The organism is Streptosporangium amethystogenes subsp. fukuiense, from assembly GCF_042665875.1.
In the GTDB taxonomy this organism is placed as follows: domain Bacteria; phylum Actinomycetota; class Actinomycetes; order Streptosporangiales; family Streptosporangiaceae; genus Streptosporangium; species Streptosporangium fukuiense.
The window spans coordinates 2,335,311-2,356,391 of sequence record NZ_JBHTEE010000001.1; the positions used below are offsets into that span (position 1 = coordinate 2,335,311).

16 protein-coding genes and 1 pseudogene are annotated in these 21,081 nt (G+C 70.4%); 7 read left to right on the forward strand and 10 right to left on the reverse strand.

The window, feature by feature from the left end; genetic code table 11:
* Window positions 1–48: 48 nt before the first annotated feature.
* Window positions 49–1,212, reverse strand: coding sequence for an RNA-guided endonuclease InsQ/TnpB family protein (locus ACFQVD_RS10275; RefSeq protein ID WP_386270928.1), 1,164 nt, complete (start codon window positions 1,210–1,212; stop codon window positions 49–51).
* A 39-nt stretch (window positions 1,213–1,251) separates the two neighbouring features.
* On the opposite strand from ACFQVD_RS10275, the pseudogene tnpA reads away from it, so the two are divergent.
* From tnpA to ACFQVD_RS10290, 3 genes and pseudogenes are all read left to right on the forward strand, one after another.
* Window positions 1,252–1,655: pseudogene (tnpA, locus tag ACFQVD_RS10280) on the forward strand (IS200/IS605 family transposase); the annotation flags it as partial.
* A gap of 416 nt (window positions 1,656–2,071) precedes the next feature.
* The gene (locus tag ACFQVD_RS10285) at window positions 2,072–2,698 is read left to right on the forward strand and encodes a nuclease-related domain-containing protein (protein ID WP_386270930.1); all 627 of its coding nucleotides are present in this window, start codon (window positions 2,072–2,074) and stop codon (window positions 2,696–2,698) included.
* 142 nt (window positions 2,699–2,840) lie between these two features.
* Complete coding sequence (locus ACFQVD_RS10290) at window positions 2,841–3,710, forward strand: AraC family transcriptional regulator (RefSeq protein WP_364155918.1); 870 nt, start codon at window positions 2,841–2,843, stop codon at window positions 3,708–3,710.
* Here the strand turns inward: ACFQVD_RS10290 and ACFQVD_RS10295 are convergent.
* Together ACFQVD_RS10295 and ACFQVD_RS10300 are read right to left on the reverse strand one after the other, a co-directional pair.
* Window positions 3,694–4,437, reverse strand: a complete 744-nt coding sequence (locus ACFQVD_RS10295) for an SDR family NAD(P)-dependent oxidoreductase (RefSeq protein ID WP_364155916.1) — start codon at window positions 4,435–4,437, stop codon at window positions 3,694–3,696. The two genes, ACFQVD_RS10290 and ACFQVD_RS10295, sit on opposite strands and share 17 nt — an antisense overlap.
* Window positions 4,434–5,324, reverse strand: a complete 891-nt coding sequence (locus ACFQVD_RS10300) for an NAD(P)-dependent oxidoreductase (RefSeq protein WP_364155914.1) — start codon at window positions 5,322–5,324, stop codon at window positions 4,434–4,436. The genes ACFQVD_RS10295 and ACFQVD_RS10300 overlap by 4 nt, the downstream gene beginning before the upstream one ends.
* A 194-nt stretch (window positions 5,325–5,518) precedes the next feature.
* On the opposite strand from ACFQVD_RS10300, the gene ACFQVD_RS10305 reads away from it, so the two are divergent.
* On the forward strand, window positions 5,519–5,884 hold the full coding sequence (locus ACFQVD_RS10305; protein ID WP_364155912.1) for a YybH family protein: 366 nt from the start codon (window positions 5,519–5,521) through the stop codon (window positions 5,882–5,884).
* A 70-nt stretch (window positions 5,885–5,954) separates the two neighbouring features.
* On the opposite strand, the gene ACFQVD_RS10310 is transcribed toward ACFQVD_RS10305, so the two are convergent.
* On the reverse strand, window positions 5,955–6,500 hold the full coding sequence (locus ACFQVD_RS10310) for a MarR family transcriptional regulator (RefSeq protein WP_364155910.1): 546 nt from the start codon (window positions 6,498–6,500) through the stop codon (window positions 5,955–5,957).
* Window positions 6,501–6,594: 94 nt separating this feature from the next.
* Here ACFQVD_RS10310 and icmF point away from each other — a divergent pair, with 94 nt between their 5' ends.
* On the forward strand, window positions 6,595–9,846 hold the full coding sequence (gene icmF / locus ACFQVD_RS10315; protein ID WP_364155908.1) for a fused isobutyryl-CoA mutase/GTPase IcmF: 3,252 nt from the start codon (window positions 6,595–6,597) through the stop codon (window positions 9,844–9,846).
* Between the two features lie 318 nt (window positions 9,847–10,164).
* On the forward strand, window positions 10,165–12,222 hold the full coding sequence (locus tag ACFQVD_RS10320) for a glycosyl hydrolase family 28-related protein (RefSeq protein WP_364155906.1): 2,058 nt from the start codon (window positions 10,165–10,167) through the stop codon (window positions 12,220–12,222).
* Window positions 12,223–12,314: 92 nt separating this feature from the next.
* Here ACFQVD_RS10320 and ACFQVD_RS10325 read toward each other — a convergent pair whose 3' ends face one another.
* The 6 genes from ACFQVD_RS10325 to ACFQVD_RS10350 form a co-directional block, all read right to left on the reverse strand.
* The gene (locus tag ACFQVD_RS10325; protein WP_364155968.1) at window positions 12,315–12,848 is read right to left on the reverse strand and encodes a hypothetical protein; all 534 of its coding nucleotides are present in this window, start codon (window positions 12,846–12,848) and stop codon (window positions 12,315–12,317) included.
* Window positions 12,849–13,158: 310 nt separating this feature from the next.
* Complete coding sequence (locus ACFQVD_RS10330) at window positions 13,159–15,921, reverse strand: DUF5682 family protein (protein ID WP_364155904.1); 2,763 nt, start codon at window positions 15,919–15,921, stop codon at window positions 13,159–13,161.
* Between the two features lie 82 nt (window positions 15,922–16,003).
* Window positions 16,004–17,119 carry an ATP-binding protein gene (locus ACFQVD_RS10335; protein WP_343980809.1) on the reverse strand — a complete coding sequence of 372 codons (1,116 nt, stop codon included), beginning with the start codon at window positions 17,117–17,119 and terminating at the stop codon, window positions 16,004–16,006.
* A 12-nt stretch (window positions 17,120–17,131) separates the two neighbouring features.
* Entirely contained in the window at window positions 17,132–18,487 is a 1,356-nt protein-coding gene (locus tag ACFQVD_RS10340) for a vWA domain-containing protein (protein WP_343980812.1), read from the reverse strand.
* On the reverse strand, window positions 18,484–19,884 hold the full coding sequence (locus ACFQVD_RS10345; protein WP_343980814.1) for a hypothetical protein: 1,401 nt from the start codon (window positions 19,882–19,884) through the stop codon (window positions 18,484–18,486). Before ACFQVD_RS10345 ends, ACFQVD_RS10340 begins: the two co-directional genes overlap by 4 nt.
* On the reverse strand, window positions 19,884–20,390 hold the full coding sequence (locus ACFQVD_RS10350) for a hypothetical protein (protein ID WP_343980817.1): 507 nt from the start codon (window positions 20,388–20,390) through the stop codon (window positions 19,884–19,886). Before ACFQVD_RS10350 ends, ACFQVD_RS10345 begins: the two co-directional genes overlap by 1 nt.
* A gap of 239 nt (window positions 20,391–20,629) precedes the next feature.
* Between ACFQVD_RS10350 and ACFQVD_RS10355 the strand changes: the two genes are divergently transcribed.
* A complete protein-coding gene (locus ACFQVD_RS10355) occupies window positions 20,630–21,010 on the forward strand; it encodes a winged helix-turn-helix transcriptional regulator (RefSeq protein ID WP_343980820.1) in 381 nt (126 codons plus the stop codon).
* The last annotated feature ends 71 nt before the right edge of the window (window positions 21,011–21,081 follow it).

Here is a 21,081-nt window from a genome sequence, read left to right on the forward strand (position 1 = left end):
CGTAGACGACCGAGCGTGCAGCTCCTCGCCGTCGATGGGTTCGACGGTTCAGGCCGCGTCGTCGGCAGCGTGACTCACTGCCCAGCCCGCCACCCCGCGCGAGGCGATGTTGCGGGCCGCGTTGACGTCGGCGTGCTCAGCGAAGCCGCACGACGTGCAGGAGAAGGTCGCCTGGCCGGGCCGGTTCCTCTTGTCCACATGCCCGCAGGACGAGCAGGCCTGCGAGGTGTAGGCCGGATCGACGTGGACAACGGCGACGCCCTGGCGGGCGGCCTTGTAGGCGATGAAGCCCCCCAGCTGGTGGAAGCTCCATGAGTGCAGCGTGACCCGCTGGGGCTTGCGGAGCCGTACCCGGTCACGGATGCCCTGGAGGTCTTCCAGGGCGATGCCTTGCCCGGTGCGTGCAGCCTCGGTCACGATCTGCTTGGCGATGATGTGGTTGGTGTTCGCGGCGAACCGGGCCTCGGCCCGGCGACGCCGCTTCAACAGCCGTTTGGCGGACTTGGTCTGCTTGGCCTGCAGGCGGCGGCGCAGCTCGCGGTGGCGGTGGCGGACCGCGTTCAGGGTTTTGCCGCTGTGGCGAACCCCGCCACTTGTGGTCGCGATGTTGACGATTCCCAGATCCACCCCGGTGAACCCGTTCGGGGTGCGCACCGGCACGTCCGGCAGGTCGCAGGTGGCGATGAGGAACCACCTACCGTCGCGATACAGCAGGTCCGATTCGCCCTTGCGGTAGGCGGCCAACGTCGTGAGCTGATCGGCAGAGGCGGTGAACGCCACGTTCTTCATCCGCCCGCGCGTGGTCCAGATGCTCACTGTGCGCGCCTCCATCTGCCAGGACAGGCAGCGGTCGTCGAACGGGTGGGCCGCACCGGGGCGAAAGACGATCGGCGTGGCCAGGGCCCGCTCGCGCCGCGCGGAACCGGGCCTGCCCACGTTGCCGTTGCGGATATTGGCGTGCAGCGTGGCGTAGGCGTCGGCGACCTTCTTGATGACATGCTGCGCGGCCTGAGCCGCCAGCCGGTAGTCGTCCTTGATCTGCCCGTAGGCGTGCCGGCGCAGGTCGTAGTTGCGAAACACCCGCCGCTGGTGGGCGAGCGCTGCCACCCAGGTGGCCGCGGCGTTGACCGCGCGCAGGGTCGCCTCCAGCGCCGCCGCCTGCTCGGGCGTCGGCAGGAGTCTCACCTGCACCACCAGCTTCACAACGCCCAAACTATCCTTTGGCCCATGTCACCGTGATAGGAATCCGACCTGCGCCGGGGCCGGGGCCGAACCGTTGTCCGCACGCTGCACGCGCATTCGGTCTTCACACCCGGGCATCGGTGCGGGGTCTTCACCGGCGAACCGCCGCGCCGCCGCGCCGCTGCGCCGCCGCGCCGCTGCGAAGAAATCATGATCGAGGTGTGCGGCTTGTTGAGTTCAACGGCGAGTACGACCATGTCCGCCTGCTCGTCGGCTGCCCGCCCAAGGTCGTCCTTGCGGCCCTGGTCGATTCCCTCAAGGGTGTCTCGGCCCGCCTGCTGCGCAAGGAGTATCCCGCTGTCCACAGGTATCTGCGGGGCGGCCGCTTGCGGTCTCCGTCCTACGTCGCCGCCTCCCGCGGCGGCGCCCTTTTGAGCCTTATCAAAAAGTACATCGAAAACCAGGAGCGCCCGGACCAACGACCGGACGTTCACAACCCCAGGACCGGGAAGCGATTCCTCCCGGGCGTGAACACCCGGGGTTCCTCGCTAGATAACGCTGAACCGATTCGGCCTCCCTGGAATGGTGCGGGCCGGAACCGGCCCAAAAGCCGCAGCCCGGCCCGCGATCGAGCGGCTCATCATCCTCGTCGTCGGGCAGGTCGACATCAGGGGTGTGTTTGCCGGCGGTACTGCGTACCGTGAGGGGGTTCCCTCGCGCCAGGCTCCGCTCCCCCACGCCCGGAGGTCGCACGATGGCCACTCCCTCGTCCCCGCTTTCACCTCGTCCTGCCCGACCGACCGGAGCCGGCGCCTCGGCTCACGCGCAGTACCGTGCGGCCTGGGCTGAGGGACGCACTCGGCGCCTGATCCAACAGGCTGCGCTCGCCGTGGCGGTCTTCGCCGTGGTGACGTGGCTGTGGGGCTGGTGGGCGGGCCTGATCGCCACGGCGCTCGTCGCTGGGATCGACGCGCTCACCCGGTGGCGAAAGCACGAGGCGGTGAGAACCTGGCGCAAAGGTGCCGCGGGTGAGCGACGGACGGCTCGCATGCTGCGTCCTTTGAGCAGGCACGGCTACACGGTGTTGCACGATCGGACCTTGCCCTACGGGAAGGCGAATGTGGATCACCTGGTGATCGGGCCTGGGGGCCTGTTCGTCGTAGACACGAAGAACTGGGACAAGCGCAAGCGCATCACCCGGCGGGGCCGCCGCGGGTACGTGCGCGTCGGGCGGACCTCGGGCGACAAGGTGGTGGGCTCAGTGATCTACGAGGCGGGCAGGGTCTCGGAGACGCTGAGCAGAGCGCTCAAACGACCGGTGAAGGTCGCACCGGTGGTGGCGATCCACGGGCCCGCGGTACCGCTGCTGCGCGTCATGCGGGTCTCAGGGGTGCCACTCCTGCGGGCCTCCCAGGTGCCGGGCTGGATCTCTCGGCAAAACGCGGTGCTCAGCGTGGCCGAGGTCACCGAACTGAGCGCGGCGGCCGAGAAGCTGTTCCCGCCCTACGTCGAGTAACGCCACTGGCCGACCGCTACCCCGAAGGCAGAGCGCCCAATGCCCCGACCGACACCGCACAACCCCTGGGATCGCTTCTTCGACCCCGCCGAAAAGCCGCGCGGGCCGCGACGTGCCCTACGGGGCGGGTAGCTTCGTGGAGATGCAACGGAAACCGAATCTCCGAGCCCTGTGCCGGCGCCTGCCGGCAGGCGGGAACCTGCCCGGGCATCGGCTGCGGTTCGGCTCCGGCACCGAGGGGATCGAGCGGCTCGAGGCGTCGCTGGTCGGTGAGGCGTTCTCACCACACCGCCACGACACGTACGCGATCGGGATGACACTGCGGGGTGTGCAGACCTTCCGCTACCGCGGTGAGCTGCGGCACTGCCTGCCCGGAGAGTGGCACATCCTGCACCCCGACGAAACCCATGACGGCGCGGCGGGTACCGACGAGGGATTCGGCTACCGGATCATCTACATCGACCCTTTCCTCGTCCAGGAGGCGCTGGGCGGAAGACCGCTCCCCTTCGTCGCCGATCCTGTCGTCGGGCATCGCGACGTGCATCCGTCCCTTCTCGCGTCACTGGCGGACATCGACGAACCGTTGGGCGACCTCGAACGTCTCGAGGTCGCGCTCCTGGTCGCGGAGATGCTGGAGAGGCATTCTTCCGCTCCGTTGAGGAAGCGGGCACCGCTCGCTTTGGAGCCGCTGTCGCGCGTGCGGGACCTCATCGCCGACGATCCGGCGGTCAGGCACACGGTTGAGGAGTTCGAGGACGTCTCGGGCCTGGACCGCTGGACGATCGCGCGTCAGTTCCGGGCCGCGTTCGGCACCAGCCCGACCCGTTTCCGCACCATGCGGCAACTGGACCGGTCACGCCGGATGCTGGCGGGCGGCATGCCGTTGTGCGACGCCGCACTGGGGGCGGGATTCGCCGATCAGAGCCACATGACGCGGATGTTCAAACGGGCCTACGGCCTCACGCCGGCGAGGTGGGTCGCCGCGCTCGCCGGTGTCACAGCCCACCCGTGACGTTGAGGACGGCACCGGTGACGTAGGACGCCTTGCCCGACATCAGCCACGAGACCGCCTCGGCGATCTCCTCCGGCCTGCCCGGTCGTCCCCAGGGGATGCGCCCCGCGACGCGCCGGGCTCGTCCCGGCTCCCCCGCGCGAGCGTGGATGGTGGTGTCGACCGTTCCCGGCGAAACGGCGTTGACCCGGATGCCGTCCGGGGCGAGCTCCTTGGCCAGACCGATCGTCAGCGTCTCGAGCGCCGCCTTGGTCGCGGCGTACGCGACGTACTCGTGTGGCGATCCGGTACGGGCGGCGACCGAGGAGACGTTGACGATCGCCGCCCCCGGCGCCCGCCCCGCCCAGTGCCGCGCGGCCTCGCGGCACAGCCGGACGGGCGCCACGAGGTTCACGTCGACGACGCGCCGCAGGTCGGCGTCGGTCAGGCCGGTGAAGGGGCCGATCCTGCCGGTGACCCCGGCGTTGTTCACCAGGCCCGCCACCTCGCCGAAGGACCCGGCGAGGTGGAACAGCCGCTGGGGAGCGTCCTCCTCGGTGACGTCGACACGAAGACCACGGACGGGGACGTCGGCGCCGTCGAGGGCGGCTTCCAGCGTCCGGGCGTCGTCGTCGGAGTTCGAATGCGTGAAGACGACACCGAACCCGTCCGCGCGCAGCCGTTCGACGATGCTCCTGCCGATTCCCCGCGTCCCGCCGGTGACGATCACGATCGGGTGTGTGGTCATTCCTGTGCTCCCTGGGTCGATCCGGTCCTGGCCTCGATCGCGCGGACGACGGTCACCATGTCCGAGTGATGATGCCCCAGCGCGAGCGTCTCGCCGAACAAGGCGTGGCAGACGTCCAGCAGCGGCGAGGCCAGGCCGGCCTTCCGCGCCGCCTCGGCGATGAGCCGGTTGTTCATCAGCACGTCGGCGACCGACGCCTGAGCGCCGAAGTCGCGCTCGACCAGCTTGAGCGCCTTCACCCGCGAGACACCGCTGGCCATCGGGCCGGAATCGAGCACGTCCAGGAGCAGGCGCAGGTCGAGGCCGTGGCGGTCGGCGAAATGCACGGCCTCCGCCAGGCCGGTCACCATGGTGATCAAAAACAGGTTGACCGACAGCTTCATCAGCAACGCGGAGGGAACCGGCCCGCACACCACCGTCTCGTGGCACATCGGCCGGAACAGCGGGCGAACCTCCTCGATGGCCGCGAGCCGGCCTGCCAGCATCGCCACGAGCCGCCCGGCCTTGGCGGGATCACGCGATCCTGAGACCGGGGCCTCGACATAACCGCCCCCGGCGGCGAGGATGTCGGCCTCCAGTCCCGAGGAGTGGTCGGGTGAGGTCGTCCCCATGTGAACGATGACGCGCCGCGCGACGTTCGCCTCGAACCGGGCTGTCCCGCGCCCCAGCACGGAGTCGATCGCGGCGCCGTCGGCCAGCATGAGGAACACGACGCGCACCCGCTGGAACACCTCGGCGGGACTCGTCACCACCTTCGCGCCGGCCGCCCGCAGCGTCTCGCTCCTGCCTGCGGTACGACTCCAGACGACGAGGGGCGTCCCCGCGCGAACCAGGTTGAGGGCCATGGGCTCTCCCATGAGCCCAAGACCGATGAAACCGATCTCCATCCATCCCACCTCCGGCCGTATCCACTGCGAGCAATGTTCTAGGCCAAGGCGCCGCCGACAGTCTTGAACGATTGTGCCGCCGGAGTCCGGATTCATATCTGAAACTTCTAGCTACCAGCAGATTCATCTGTTGGACTTCTGATCGCCGGGCGGCCACGCTAGTGGGCACCGAGGTCCACCACCGGGAGGAATCCATGCCGGAGTACGAGAAGGCCATGCGGCCCGAAGACATCACCCGCCTGTTCGTCGAACGGTCCAACGCCGGTGACGCGGCCGGAGTCGCCGCGCTCTACGAGGAGGGCGCGGTGATGGCCTATCCGCCCGGCGGCCGGACGGTGGGCCGGGAGGCGATCCGCGCGCTGTGGGAGAAGGTGCTGGCCGGCCGTCCCCGCTTCGAGCAGGAACAACCGCTGCCGACCCTGATCAGCGGCGACATCGCCCTCACCTCGACTCCACCGAAGGACGGGAGCGGCGCCCGTGCGCAGGTCGTCCGGCGCCAGCCCGACGGCAGCTGGCTGCGCCTGCTCGACCAGCCCGAGTTCGTTCCCCCCACCCGCTGAGGGGAGGTCGAGCTCCCCAGGGGCGCGTCGGCATCGCGCGCTCCAGGGTGGCCCGCTGGACGCCCCCTGGCTACGGGTGCACGGGGAGGTCGCGCGGGCTCGTTCCGGCCTGGTCCGGCCGATGGACGTCGCCCAGGGCGGCGCGGACGTCACGGAGGTGGTCGGTGGTCTCGACGGCCTGGGCGCGGGTGAGATCGGCCAGGCCGAACGAGCTCTCGTTGAGTGCCTCGGTCGCCTGCCACGCCAGGGTCTGCCCGGCGGAGGTGATCCTGGCCAGGACCACGCGCCGGTCGTCGGGGGAGACACGCCGTTCCACGAGCCCGCGCTGCTCCAGGCGGGTGACGACGTTGGTCACGGAGGCGGGGTGCACCATCAGCCGCTCCCCCATCTTTCCCATCGGCAGCGCCCCTCGCGCGAATGCCAGCAGTTGCAGCGCCTCGTAGGCGGCGAAGGTCAGGCCGTACGGCTTGAGGGTCTCCTCGATCCGGCTCAGCAGCAGTTGCTGCACCCGCATGACGGAGGTGACGGTGGCCATGTGGTCGGCATGTTCCGGCCAGCGAGCGTTCCACTGCCGGTGGGCTTCGGCGATGGAGTCGAAAAAGGGTGAACTAGGCACCGGCTCACGCTACTTGACCGAATCCCGATCACCTATGTACTTTAATGCCAAAATATTTGATGTCCAAGGATTTATTACCCTCCAGGAGAGTCCGGTGCCACGCTCCGACGACCACTCCCGCGTCAACGGCTCGCTGCACGTCCCCGCCCACCCGGTGCGTTTCGTCACCGCCGCCGCGCTGTTCGACGGGCATGACGCGGCGATCAACATCATGCGGCGGATCCTGCAGGCGCAGGGAGCCGAAGTGATCCACCTGGGCCACAACCGCTCGGTGCGGGAAGTGGTCGACGCGGTCATGGAGGAGGACGCCCAGGGGGTGGCGGTCAGCTCCTACCAGGGTGGGCACATCGAGTACTTCGAATATCTCGCCTCGGCGCTCGGGCAGGCAGGGCTGGGACACGTCCAGATCTTCGGCGGCGGCGGTGGCGTCATCGTGCCGGAGGAGATCGCCCGGCTGGCCGAGTCGGGGGTGCGGATCTTCTCCCCCGAGGACGGCCAGCGGTTCGGCCTGCCGGGAATGATCAATCGGCTCATCCGTGAGTCGGACGTCGATCTCGCCGCGCGGCCGGTACCGGTCGAAAGCGTGCTGGCGGGTGAGCGGACGGCGCTGGCACGCGTGATCACCTGCCTGCAGGGCGGGACACTGCCGGAGGCCGACCGGCGGGTGCTGGCGGACGCGGCCGCCGGTCGCCGGGTGCCGGTGCTCGGTATCACCGGCACCGGCGGGTCCGGCAAGTCCTCCCTCACCGACGAGCTGGTACGCCGGTTCCGCACCGACCAGCAGGACAAGCTCCGGGTGGCCGTGCTGGCGGTGGATCCGACCCGGCGCCGTGGCGGCGGCGCGCTGCTGGGCGACCGGATCCGGATGAACACCCTGGACGGCGACCGTGTCTTCTTCCGGTCCCTGGCCACCCGGGGCGCCCGCGAGCTGCCGGAGAACATCGAAGCGGTGATCGAGGCGTGCAAGGCCGCCGGATACGACCTGGTGATCCTGGAGACTCCGGGCATCGGCCAGGGCGACGCCGCGATCGTCCCCCTCGTCGACGTCGCACTGTATGTGATGACGCCCGAGTTCGGTGCGGCCTCCCAGCTTGAGAAGATCGACATGCTGGACTTCGCCGACGTGGTGGCGATCAACAAGTTCGAACGGCGTGGCGCGGCCGACGCACTGCGCGACGTGTCCCGGCAGCTGATCCGCAACCGGGAGGCTTTCGGCGCCCGGCCCGAGGACATGCCGGTGTTCGGTACCAGCGCGGCCACCTTCAACGACGACGGTGTCACCGCCCTGTACCAGCACCTGAGCGGTCTGCTGGCCCAAAGCGGCCTGCCGCTCCAGCCCGGTGTCCTGCCCGAGGTGAGCGGCCGCGCGTCCACCGGCGCGGCCCAGATCGTCCCGCCGGGCAGGATCCGCTACCTCGCCGAGATCGCCGAGACCGTGCGCGGTTACCACGCCGAGACCGCCCGGCAGATCCAGGCCGCCCGGCGCCTGCAGCGGCTGACCGAGGTGGCGGCCGAGCTCACCGGACCGCCCGCCGCGGCCGTCGCCGAACTGGCCGAGGCGGCCAGGGCCGACCTCGCACCGGCGAACGCCGAGCTCATCGACGGCTGGCCGGCGGTCGTCGAGGCGTACTCGGGCCAGGAGCAGGTGGTGCGGGTCCGCGACCGGGAGTCGCGCACCAGGCTCACCCGCGAGTCGCTCTCGGGCAGCACGATTCCACGGGTGGCGCTGCCGCGCTACACCGACCACGGGGAACTGCTGCGCTTCCTGCGGAGCGAGAACCTGCCGGGCCGTTTCCCGTTCACGGCCGGGGTCTTCCCGTTCAAGCGCGAGGGCGAGGACCCGGCCCGGATGTTCGCCGGCGAGGGGGACGCCTTCCGCACCAACCGGCGCTTCAAGCTGCTGTCGGCCGACAGCGAGGCCACCCGGCTGTCCACCGCGTTCGACTCGGTCACCCTGTACGGCCGCGACCCCGGCCAGAGCCCCGACGTCTACGGCAAGGTCGGCACCTCCGGCGTGTCGATCGCGACCCTGGACGACATGAAGGCGCTCTACGACGGGTTCGACCTGTCCGCACCGGCCACGTCGGTGTCCATGACCATCAACGGCCCCGCCCCCACGATCCTGGCCTTCTTCCTCAATACCGCCATCGACCAGGCGCTCGATCGCCACCGCGACACGCACGGGCGCGAGCCCTCGCCCGAGGAGGCCGCGGAGCTGCGCGCCCGGACACTGGCCACCGTGCGCGGCACCGTGCAGGCCGACATCCTCAAGGAGGACCAGGGCCAGAACACCTGCATCTTCTCCACCGAGTTCTCGCTCCGGATGATGGGCGACATCCAGGAGTGGTTCATCCACAACGGGGTGCGTAACTTCTACTCGGTGTCGATCTCCGGCTACCACATCGCCGAGGCCGGGGCCAACCCCATCAGCCAGCTCGCCTTCACGCTGACCAACGGTTTCACCTACGTGGAGTCCTATCTGGCCCGGGGCATGGACATCGACGACTTCGCGCCCAACCTGTCTTTCTTCTTCTCCAACGGCATGGATCCCGAGTACAGCGTGCTCGGCCGGGTCGCGCGGCGGATCTGGGCGGTCGCGATGCGGGAACGCTACGGCGCGAACGAGCGATCACAGAAACTCAAGTACCACATCCAGACCTCCGGCCGGTCGCTGCACGCCCAGGAGATGGATTTCAACGACATCCGCACCACGTTGCAGGCCCTCATCGCGATCTACGACAACTGCAACAGCCTGCACACCAACGCCTACGACGAGGCCGTCACCACCCCCACCTCCGAGTCGGTACGCCGCGCCCTGGCCATCCAGCTCATCATCAACCGCGAGTGGGGCCTGGCGATGAACGAGAACCCGTTGCAGGGCTCGTACATCATCGACCAGCTCACCGACCTGGTCGAGGAGGCCGTGCTGGAGGAGTTCGACCGGATCAGCGAGCGCGGCGGCGTGCTCGGCGCGATGGAGACCGGCTATCAGCGTGGCCGCATCCAGGACGAGTCGATGCGCTACGAGCAGCGTAAACACGACGGCAGCCTGCCGATCATCGGCGTCAACACCTTCCGCAATCCCGACGCCGACGCCCGCGACGCCGGGCCGATGGAACTCGCCCGCGCCACCGAGGGCGAGAAGCGCTCCCAGCTGGAGCGGGTCGGCGCCTTCCAGGAACGCCACCGCGAGCAGGCGCACGCCGCACTGGCCGCGCTCAAGGAGGCCGCCCACGACGGCGAGAACATGTTCGCCGTGCTGATGGACACCGCCCGCGTCTGCAGCCTGCAGCAGATCACCGACGCGCTCTTCGAGGTGGGCGGCCAGTACCGGCGCAACGTCTGAGAGGTCGCGGCCCGGACGGGAGGCGGGTCAGGTGTCCCCGGACACCTGACCCGCCTCCCGTTCGGCCTTTCTCGAATGGCCGGACGGGCCGGTGGCCCCGCCTGGTGGCCGATCGCGCGCTGCGGGAACTCCACAACGACCCATTACCGTGTCCGCAAGAACTTGATTGACAGATGCAGCTAGAGAACAAGATTACGAAACTATTTCGCACGAGTCTTGCCGGGCGGGGTTCAGGGGTCCTAATGTCGCCTCACCTCAGGAAGGTCGCTCTCCTCGGACGCCCTGGGGTGTTCACCCCCCGAGAGAAACGAGCACGCCATGTCACGGATCGGCACAGGAGTCGCGGCGAGGTGGTCCGGCAGGCCACCTCGAAGGGTCGCGGCGGTGATGGCGGCCACCCTCGGTCTCAGCGTCGCGCTCGGCGGCACGTCCCTCGCCGACAGGAACGCGAACGGAGCCTCGACGCCCGCGGTGACTCGCGCCGGCCTCGACCCGTCACTCGTCGCGGGCCGGGGCGCGAGCGTCGACTTCGCCGAGCAGGAGGCGGAGAACGCCGCGACGAACGGCACGGTCATCGGCCCGGACCGCACCGCGTACACGCTGCCGTCGGAGGCGTCGGGCCGCAGGGCGGTCAAGCTGACGCCCGGGCAGCACGTCGAGTTCACCCTGCCGGGCGCGGCCAACGCGATCACCGTGCGCTACAGCATCCCGGACGCCCCCAACGGCGGCGGCATCACCGCGCCGCTCAACGTCACGGTGAACGGCGGGGCCAGGAAGTCCATGACCCTCACCTCGCAGTACGCGTGGCTGTACAACCAGTATCCGTTCTCCAACGACCCGAACGCCGACCTGCTCCACCCCGACTGGTGGATCACCGAGTGCGCCTGCGTGCCCGCCGCCACCACGCCCACTCCGGCGATCACCAAGCCGTTCCGCCCGAGCCACTTCTACGACGAGCAGCGCCTCCTGCTCGGCAGGACCTACCGCGCCGGTGACAGGGTACGGCTCACGGTTCCCGCCGGGAGCAACGCCGCCTGGACGGTCATCGACCTGCTCGACTCGCACCTCGTCGGCGCTCCGCACGTCAGGCTCGTCGCGGCGAACGTGCTGGCCTTCGGCGCCGACCCGCTCGGGCGGCGCGACTCCGCCGACGCGTTCGACAGGGCGATCGCCTTCGCCAAGGGCAAGCGACTCAAGGTCTACATCCCGCCGGGCACCTACCAGGTGAACCGCCACATCATCGTCGACGACGTGACGATCGAGGGCGCGGGCAACTGGTACACGATCATCAAGGGGCGCGAGGTCACACTGCCCGCGCCCGCCCCCGACGGCTCGGTGCACACCGGCGTCGGCTTCTACGGCAAGGACGCCTCGGCCGGTGGCAGCGACGACGTCCACCTGTCCGGCTTCGCGATCGAAGGCGACGTCCGCGAACGCATCGACACCGACCAGGTGAACGGCGTCGGCGGGGCGATGAGCAACTCGACCATCAGCGGCCTGCACATCCGCCACACCAAGGTGGGCCTGTGGTTCGACGGGCCGATGACCAACCTGAAGATCACCAACAACGTCGTCGTCGACCAGATCGCCGACGGTCTCAACTTCCACACCGGCGTCACGAACTCGGTCGTGTCGAACAACTTCATCCGCAACTCCGGGGACGACGGCCTGGCGATGTGGTCGGAGAAGACCTCCAACGCCGGCAACACCTTCGACCACAACACCGTGCAGACGCCCGTCCTCGCGAACGGCATCGCCGTCTACGGCGGCACCGACAACACCGTCTCGAACAACCTCGTCGCCGACCCGATCCGGGAGGGCAGCGCCATCCAGGTCGGCTCCCGCTTCGGCGCCGAGGCCTTCGCCGGACACCTGTGGGTCAGGGACAACACCACGGTCCGGGCCGGCACGTACGAGCTGAACTGGAACATCGGCCTGGGAGCCATCTGGTTCTACGCGCTGGAGAAGAACATCGCCGCCGACATCCAGGTGGTCGGCAACCACTTCCTCGACAACACCTACAACGCGATCATGCTGGTCAGCGACTGGCCGGTGAAGGACCTGTACTCGATCACCAACGTCCACTTCAAGGACATCAGGGTCGACGGCACCGGTACCTCCGTGGTCAGCGCCCGGGTGAAGGGATCGGCGTCCTTCGAGAACGTGGACGCCCGCAACGTCGGCGCGGTCGGCGTCAACAACTGCGGGGCGTTCAACTTCCCGTCCACCGGCTCGGAGTTCTCGCTGACGGACCTCGGCGGCAACGACGGGGGCGGCACCACCGGTCCCTGGCTCGCACCGTGGGAACTGCCGAACACCATCACCTGCGACGACCGTCCGCCGGTCGTCGCGCCTCCGGCCCCGTCCCCCTGGTGAGCAACCGGCGGGGGTCAGGACCGAGCAGGCCGTGAAACGGGAAAGCCCGCCCCCGGGTCTTCCGGGGGCGGGCTGTTCGCCGTGATGGACGGTTACCGCAGGACGGGGTGGTCCCGGACCAGCGGGGTGGCGCCCCACCACCTGCCGAGCCCAAGGGTGTCACCGGCCTGGGCCATCGCCAGGCCGGCCAGCACGAGGGCGTAGACGAGGTGCTCGTCCATGAAGGGGTTGGTGGTCAGCGGCAGTTCGGCCGCCCACATCAGAACCATCATCAGCCCGCCGGCGGCGGCGGCGATCCGCAGACCCGCCCCCGCGATGAGGGCCGCGCCGACGCCGAGCAGGCCGAGCATGAACAGCCAGTCCACCCAGCCCTGCCCGGCCAGACCGGTGAACAGACCGCCGAGCGCGTTCTCCCCGGTGCCCTTGAGGAACCCGGTGGTCGGGCTGCCCCCGGCCACCCACGCCCGCTCGGCGGGGGTGGCGAACCCCCAGCCGAAGGTCTTGTCCAGGAACGCCCACAGGAACACCCACCCCAGGGCGATGCGGGCGACCGCCCACACGTAGTCGACCGGGCGCCTCGCGGCGGCGGGGATGACGGCGGCGGGAGTGACGGGGGCGGCGTTCATGACCGGCCCGGTGTGAACTCGTCCGTGAGTGGTGGCCATGACGGCTCCCCTTTCCTGTGGTGTCTCTCGGTTTCTTTCGCACCCTCATCACATCGTTTTTCGGAGCCCGGACGCAGTGCCGTACGACTCGCGCCGAGGTCCCGGAGGTCCCGTTCCCATGGGACTTTCGACCCTCCGGACCCCGGAGACGCCAAGGCACGGACACCGGGGACGGCGGAGTTCCACGAGCGCCATCCGGCCCTCACCGCATGGACGCGGGAACGCCCCGCCCTCGCCCTCGCGACACGCTGACGAGCGCCTTCGCCCGCCCTCAGCCGGTGAGCAGCGCCGCGACCGCGCCGGTCGTCGCCGGATGCCGGGTGAGCAGCCCGCCCACCGCCGGGGCCGCCGCGACGCTCGCGGTCGTCGTCGGCCACTCCCCCGCGCAGCCGAGCAGCGCCGCCACGGCGTCGCACGCCCGCGGGTGCCCGGCCAGCAGCCCGGCCACCGGCCCGCTCGGCGCGGACGCCGGCCCGGCCGGCACCGCCGGCCGCTCCCACGGCGCGACCCACCGGTCGAGCTCGGCCAGGGAGGCGGGGAAGGTCCTGCCCGCCTCGCGCACGAGCACCGGGACCAGCTCCGGCACGTGCCGGCGCAGCGTCGTGATCAGCGTCGGCAGCCATGGCAGCAGAACCTCGTCGGGCAGTCGCGCGAAGGCCTTGGACAGCACCTCGACCACGAACGGCGCGAGGGCGGGAACGGGTTCGAGCGCCTGGACGAACCCGCTCAGGTAGAGCGGGAAGGAGGGGATGACGAGCGGGTTGGCCAGCAGCTCGTCACACCGGGCGCGCAGCCGGGCCTGCGAAAGCAGGCCCAGCTGGGTCTGGGCCGCCCACAGCAGCGCCGTCTTGGCCGGCTCCTGCGGATGCGCCTGCCGCACCGCCAGCTCCAGCTGGGCCCGGTCACAGCCCAGCGACAGCGCGAGACTCTCCATGGAGAACAGGAAGCCGAGCATGGCACCGACCTGGCGGACTCCGGTGTCCTCGTCCACGAAGGCGGTCGGCAGCAGCGTGCAGTAGTGCGCGTAGCCGGCCGTGACGAACGCCTCGCACCAGGCCGGCAGGTCCGGCTGGGTGGCCCGGTAGTACGCCAGCAGCCGGCGGATCCGGCGCAGTACCTCGGGGGCGTCGTCCACGGTGCGCTCGGCCGCCAGCAACTCCACCGCACGGTTGCCGAGCTCGTCGGCGAAGCGGCGGCCGCCCAGGTAGAGGATGGCGTCCTCCACCGCCGCCAGAGCGACTCCCGCGCCGGCCTGCGGCTCCCGTACCTTGCGGCGCAGGCGCTGTTCCAGCACCTGCTCGACGGTGACGCCCTCGTAGCCCAGTTCGACGATCGACCGCTGGTGGCGGCCGATCGCCAGGTCCCAGCTCTCCTGGATCGGCCGCTCTCCCAGGCGGCGCGCCCCCATGATGGGCCGGACCGCGCCCTCGGGCAGCAGCTGGCGCAGTATCCACAGCAGGTCCGAGCACGGCACCAGTCCGGGATCGGCTCGCAGGTCCAGCAGCGCCCGCTGCTGGGTGCGCCTGCCGGGGTCCAGCCCGAGCGGTTCCAGCCGGTCGTACACGTCGCGTGCCAGCGGCGGGAGCGCCTCGTAGCCGACCTCGCCGATCCGGTCGCCTCCCAGGAGGATCTCGCACAGGCGGCGGATGTCACGGCGGCCCGGCACCACGTCCTTCTCGATGCACGTGACAGCCGCGTCCTGGAAGTCGTACGGCGTCGGCCTGGCCCGGTTACGCAGCCCGGCGAGCAGGATCGAGGTCTCGAACACCGCGATGGCGTCGGCGGTGCTGGCCAGGTAGCCGTTACGCCGGGCCAGCCGCACGATGTCGACACACCAGCCGCGCAGCTCGGCCTCGTCCAGGTCGTCCAGAGCGGGCGGGGTGGCCAGGAACCCCGACAGCCGGTCGGTGACCTGCTCCGCGGGGGCCGGCACCGCGGCCCGTACGGGGGACACGGTCCGCGAGCGGGTGCCCCGCTGCCCCCGCAGCCGGTACGGCGTGAGGCCGCCGCGCGTCGCCGCCTTGGCCCAGGTCGCCGCGGCGATCGACACCGACCCCTGGGCCAGGCCGAACTGGGCCTCGATCGCCGAGTGGCTGGAGGGGATCAACCCGTACAGCCAGCGCGTGGCCGTAGGAGGGGTGATGGTGTACGCCGGCGCGTCGGCCGCCAGGCCGAACTCGGGCACCGTGCTGACGGCGTGGAAGGCACCGCACACGTACAGGCAGGTCGCCGGGTCGGCGCCGGAGACGGCCAGGTGCTCGCGGATCCGGGTCCACATGTGGCGCTCGCGTTCCTCGTCACCGGCCAGCCGCTCACCACCGGGCCCCAGCCGCCGGAACAGGCTGCCGATCAGCGCCATGGCCTGCCGGTAGGTGTCGTAGTCCGCACCGGCCAGCGGCTGCTCGACGTACTGGTCCCACCACTCCGACCAGTGGCGGACCTTGCCGTGGCGCAGCAGGTGCTCCTCCAGCTCGGCGAAACGCGGCCTCAGGTCGCCCACCTCGACACCCACGGCGTCGCCGTGCAGGTCGCCGTCGCGTTCGGCGGCGACCGGCTCGGCCTCCTCCCGGGGCAGCCACTGGAAGACGTGGTCGGCCGAGCGGTCGACCAGCACCAGCTCGACACCCGGGGTGTCCAGCGCGTAGGCGATGGCCTGGTACTCCGCCGAGGCCTCGGTCAGCGGCGCCACAACGCTCAGCGGGCCGGAGCCGGGCGGAAAGCCCTCCGGCTCGGTGGCGAACGCCTGCAGCGCCACCGGCAGCCGGCAGTTGCGCAGTTCCTCCAGCAACGGCCGCAGGTCCTCACACAACTCCAGATAGACGACCTTGGGCTGCCGGTCGCGCAGCCGCCGCGTCATGGCCAGCGCGGAGGCCGGTGAGTGGTGACACACCGGGAATATCTCCAGCTCCTCGTGCAGCGCCCGGTCGACGTCGTCGACCAGACCCGCCAGGATCTCAGACAGCGCGTCCGGGCCGCCCGCAAAGGCGGTGGCGGCGTCCAGAAGCTGCTCGCGCAGGGCGGCGAAGGTGCTCATCACATCTCCTCGGGCATGGAGACCCCGAGCTCTGGCTCTGGGCGGGAAACCCGGCGTGCTGCCAAGGGTCGCGGGAAGGAGGTCATGACAGCGTGGAGATCGCCTGGCGGCCGCCTTCGAGGAAGCCCGTCCACTCCCCGCCCTCCTTCTTGCTGCGCGGCTCGACGACCCCGTGCCAGTACTTGTTCAGGATGGCCAGGTCCTCGGGGGCGCGCCTGGCCAGCGAGCCCACCAGGGCGCCGCCCAGCGTCTGGGCGCGCAGGGTCCGATCACCGAAGAAGTCGCTGTGCAGGATGGCGTCCTCCAGCACACCGATCTGCTCGGCGGTCGACAGCGCCGACTCCAGCTTCTCGTCCTCGCTGGTGGCCGAGGCCGCCGCGGCGCGCAGGTCGGCGAAGCTCTGCAGCAGGATGTCCAGCAGTGTGGGCGGCAGGTCCAGCTCGATGCGATGGCGGCGCAGCAGCTCGGTGGTGCGGAAGCGGACGATCTCCGCCTCGCTGGCCTTGCTCGTCACGACCGGGATCCTGACGAAGTTGAACCGCCGCTTCAGCGCCGAGGACAGGTCGTTCACGCCCCGGTCACGGCTGTTGGCCGTGGCGATGACGGAGAACCCGGGCTTGGCGAACACGATGTTGTCGGTGTCGAGCTCGGGGATGGAGATGTACTTCTCCGACAGGATCGAGATCAGGGCGTCCTGCACGTCGCTGGTCGAGCGGGTCAGCTCCTCGAAACGGCCGATCACGCCCCGCTCCATCGCCGTCATGATCGGCGAGGGGATCATCGACGCGCGGGACTGCCCCTTGGCGATCACCATGGAGACGTTCCAGGAGTACTTGATGTGGTCCTCGGTGGTGCCCGCCGTGCCCTGGACACCCAGGGTGGAGTTGCGGCAGATGGCGGCGGCGAGCAACTCGGCCAGCCAGCTCTTGCCTGTGCCGGGGTCGCCGATGAGCAGCAGTCCCCGGTCGGAGGCCAGCGTCACGATGCTGCGCTCGACGAAACTCCGCTCGCCGAACCACTTCTGCGAGATCTCCCGCTCCAGCCCGTCGGAGCGCTCGGAGCCGAGCACGAACAGTCGCACCATGCGGGGGCTGAGCCGCCAGGAGAACGGCTTGGGGCCGTCGTCGACCGACTCCAGCCAGTCCAGTTCCTCGGCGTACTTCACCTCGGCGGGCGCGCGCAACATCTCATTGGTCATCGGTAGGGGCTCCTAGGTGAGAAAGTTCTTCAGCTCGAACACGAGTTTGCGGATGTGACCGGAGATCACCGGCGTGCCCAGGTCCTTGAGCCGCTGGCGGAACCACGGATTGACGCTCTGCTGGCCGCCGCTGCTCACCGAACCCACCGGGATGACCCGGACGCCTGAGCGGTGCAGGGATTCCAGGCCGGCGTAGACGGCGTCGCAGTTCCATTCGTAGAAGTCGGAGATCCACACGACCACGGTGTTGCGCGGGTCGGAGACCTTCGGCTGGGCCAGGGTCAGGGCGGCCGTGCCGTCGGTGCCACCCCCCAGCCGGGTCCGGAGCAGCACCTCGAACGGGTCGTTCACCCACGGGGTGAGGTCGAGCGCACGGGTGTCGTAGGCGATCAGGTGCACGTCCACCTTGGGCAGCCCCGCGAAGATCGACGCCAGGATGGTGCAGTTGACCATCGCGTCGACCATCGACCCCGACTGGTCGACGACCACGATCATCCGGGCCGGCGTGGTGCGCCTGGCGGTGCGCCGGTAGTAGAGCCGGTCGACGTAGAGCCGCTGGTCCTCGGGGTTCCAGTTGACGAGGTTCTTCCAGATCGTGCGCTCGACGTCGAGGTTGCGAAAGACCCGCTTGGGCGGCACCGAGCGGTCGATGGCGCCCACACTGGTCTTCTCGACCTGCGTGCGCAGCACCTCGGCGACCTCGTCGACGAACCTGCGGATCAGCGCCTTGGCGTTGGCCAGCGCCACCCCCGACAGGTTGGCCTTGTCACGCAGCAGCTGCTCGATGAGCGACATGCTCGGCGTGAGCCGCCTGGCCAGCACCGGATCGGCCAGAACCTCGCGCAACCGCATGCGGCTGACCAGGTCGGCCTCCAGACCCGCCAACACCGAGGCCGGCTCACGGTCACCCGCGCCGCCACCCGCGCCATCGCTCGTACCGCCGGCCTGGCGGCCGCCCTCACAGCCCAGGGCCTGCTTGAACCAGCCGGCGTCCTGCTGCCAGGCCGCGAGCCGGGTCGCGGTGACCTCACCCGCCCCGGTGGCGAAGACGTTGAGCAGCAGCTTCGACACCAAAGCCGCCCTGCGCACCTCCTGGCCGGCCTCCCGCTCACCCGGTTGCTCCCCCGGCGTGAGCAGGTCCCGGAACTCCGCGGCCAGCTCGGGAAAACGCTGCACCAGGGTGTCGACGGACACCGAGGGGTCGAGCAACGCCGCGGGCAGTCCGAGATCGTCGACGACGGCCATGCTGGCGCTCTCCAGCGCGGGCTGCTCGTCGTTGTCGAAGAGGCGGGCGAGCAGCCGCCAGTAGAGCACCTGACGCCGGTTCTGCTCGGCGCTCGCCGTGCTGTTCTCGCTGTTCCGGCTCATCGTCTCAGCAACCGTCCGGCTCGTTCACGCAGCACGGCGACCGCGTCCCCCGCCCTGGCCTCGGCCTTGACCACCTTGGGGTCGGTGGGCCCCAGCGCCCAGTCACCGGTGTGCGCCTCGATCGTCTCGCTCTTGACCTTGGCCCGCACCGCGAGCGGCTGCAGCAGCCAGCGGCCGCCGTCCCAGCGCATCAGCCCGATGCACTCCGAGGATCCGGCCACCAGTTTCGGTGTGAGCGGGCCGCAGGCGGGCAGCCCGTCGGTGTCGACGGCGAGCACGGCGCCGCCCAGGTCGAACGAGCCGTCACGGGTGACCTTGTAGTCCGTCACCAGCACCGGCTCGGCGATGAGCACCGGGTGGCGGTCCAGGGGTGGCGCGGCCGGCGCGAGCGCCCCGGCGAGGGAGACCCTGGCCACCGCGAAGGCGTCGACCGGCGCACCGGCCCGCGCCCGATCGTCATCCCACAGCAGGTCACCGCCGGCCAGCACGGGCACATCGGTGATCTCCAGGCTGCGCCGTTCGGCAAGCGCGCCCAGCAGCCGGGGATGGCGGTTCGGCAGCTTCCAGACGGCGGGACCGACGATGGTGTCCACCTTGGCGGCGGCCACGCTGGTGCGCACCAGCCGGGCCCGGCCGCCGCCGGCGGGTTCCAGCACGCCGTGCACCTGCATCTGTACGGCGGTGGCGTGCTCGTGCACGTCGACGCCGAGGATCAGCAGCCGCCCCGACAGGTGCTCGGCCACGACACGCTCGCCAACCTGGCCGCCCGACCTGGCCAGCAGCAGGGCCCGGGTCCACAGATCGGCCCAGCGCCGTACGGGCAGACGCTCCATCGTGCCGATCGGGCAGCAGGCGCGCAGCTCGGCCGCCAGGCCGTCGAGCAGCACCGCCTGCCTGCGCTGCTCCGGCACGGCCAGCAGCGCCTCGATGGTCTGGTCCGAGGCCGAGACGAGGTCGTGGTCGACGCCGCGCCAGCCGGTGATGGCCAGCTCGCACAGCCAGGACCTGGCGGCGCCGAGCAGGTTGCCCGCACCGTCCGCCTCGGGCATCGGCGCTGCCTGCCACGGGGCGCGTTCGCGCCCCAGCGCCTCGTCCAGCTCGGCCAGCAGAGCGTCGTGCACGGCGCCCAGCAGCGCGGTCCGGCCGCCTGCCAGCATCGTCAGCTGCTCCTCGGCGATCGAGCCGGAGACGACCTTGGCCACTGCCTCCGCCGCCCCCTCGCCGATCGGGGTGAGCGCGAAGGCGCCTGCCAGGGCGGTCAGCGCCGCGGCGTGCTGCTCGGAGAGCCGGGCCAGCCCGTGCACCAGGGCCTCGTCGAAGCCGGTCACCAGCTCCAGCGCCTCCCCGAGGCCGGCCGACTCGCCGTCCCGCAGCCGGGTCAGCTGTGCGGCGAGCATCAGCGCACCACCCTCGTGGCCGGAAACCAGTGAAGCTCGGGGATCGGCACGGTGGTGTCGGGCAGCTCCAGGTAGGCCAGGTGGCGCAGGAAACGGCTGAACACCATGGCCGCGGGGGCGGGGCCGAGGCCGCCGCGCAGGCAGTCGATCAGGTCGGCCCCCTCGGAGACCTCGGCCCGCAGGTAACGGGCCACCCGGTCGAGGCCGTACTGCAGTACGGCCTCGGCGGTCAGGGCCCGCAGGTGCTTGCACGGGTAGGAACCGGACAGGCCGCCGCACGGACGGTTGTTGTTGGTACTGCAGCTGTGGGTGTGGGTGGCCGCGGTGACGGAGGAGACGTAGACGCGGCTGATATCCGAGCCGCTCGACACGACACCCTGCAGCCGACCGTCCGCCAGCTCGACGAAGGGAACCTTCGCCAGCTTGCGGGGCCGGACCGGCGGCACCACCGGCACCCTGCCGCACTGCTCCCACGCGGCCGTGCCGGCCGGTAAACAGTCGATCATGAACCGGGAACCTATCTCACCGCTCCGACAGAAATCCCGCGAAGGAACCACACCCGAGGGGATCTCCGGGGGCCGCGACGCGGCGACGGTCATCGGCCCCCTGTCGCCGGCAGCGGCCGACACCGGGTCCGGGCCGGCCGTCGATCTCGGGGAGGTTGTGGAGCGCTGGGCCACGAAGGCGTTGGAGCCGCCGTCAGGCCCCCTCAACGGGCAGCCGGTCACCGGATACCCTGGGCGCCGTGACAGAGCCACCACTGCGCGCGGACATGTTCGACGAGTTGTGCCCGTCAGACCTGTCCCCCGTCCGTTTCGGTGACAAATGGGCGGGGATGATCATCCGCTGCCTTGAGCGGGGACCGCGCAGGTTCTCCGAGCTGCGCGTCCCGCTGCGCCGGGTCACCGCGAAGGTGCTCACCCAGTCGCTGAGGTCGCTCGAACGCGACGGGCTGATTCTCCGCACCGCCCACGCCGGCTCCGTCCAGCGGGTCGAGTACGAGTTGACCCCTCTCGGACGCAGCATGCTCGAACCGATGAACGCGGCCTGCGCGTGGTCGGTGGAACACTGGGACGAACTGCTGGAGGCCCGCGAGGCAGCCACGCCGAACCGTATGACCCATTGATGACGACGCCGGTGCCCTCGACACGGGGTGCCGGCGGCGGCGAACGGGCGGGGAGGTCAGCGGCCGGTCGG

Coding starts and splice junctions, on each gene's coding strand:
- ACFQVD_RS10290 (WP_364155918.1), top strand. CDS start 2,841: ATGCAACGGAAACCGAATCTCCGAGCCCTGTGCCGGCGCCTGCCGGCA.
- ACFQVD_RS10295 (WP_364155916.1), bottom strand. CDS start 4,437: ATGACCACACACCCGATCGTGATCGTCACCGGCGGGACGCGGGGAATC.
- ACFQVD_RS10300 (WP_364155914.1), bottom strand. CDS start 5,324: ATGGAGATCGGTTTCATCGGTCTTGGGCTCATGGGAGAGCCCATGGCC.
- ACFQVD_RS10305 (WP_364155912.1), top strand. CDS start 5,519: ATGCCGGAGTACGAGAAGGCCATGCGGCCCGAAGACATCACCCGCCTG.
- ACFQVD_RS10320 (WP_364155906.1), top strand. CDS start 10,165: ATGTCACGGATCGGCACAGGAGTCGCGGCGAGGTGGTCCGGCAGGCCA.
- ACFQVD_RS10325 (WP_364155968.1), bottom strand. CDS start 12,848: ATGAACGCCGCCCCCGTCACTCCCGCCGCCGTCATCCCCGCCGCCGCG.
- ACFQVD_RS10330 (WP_364155904.1), bottom strand. CDS start 15,921: ATGAGCACCTTCGCCGCCCTGCGCGAGCAGCTTCTGGACGCCGCCACC.
- ACFQVD_RS10335 (WP_343980809.1), bottom strand. CDS start 17,119: ATGACCAATGAGATGTTGCGCGCGCCCGCCGAGGTGAAGTACGCCGAG.
- ACFQVD_RS10340 (WP_343980812.1), bottom strand. CDS start 18,487: ATGAGCCGGAACAGCGAGAACAGCACGGCGAGCGCCGAGCAGAACCGG.
- ACFQVD_RS10345 (WP_343980814.1), bottom strand. CDS start 19,884: ATGCTCGCCGCACAGCTGACCCGGCTGCGGGACGGCGAGTCGGCCGGC.
- ACFQVD_RS10350 (WP_343980817.1), bottom strand. CDS start 20,390: ATGATCGACTGTTTACCGGCCGGCACGGCCGCGTGGGAGCAGTGCGGC.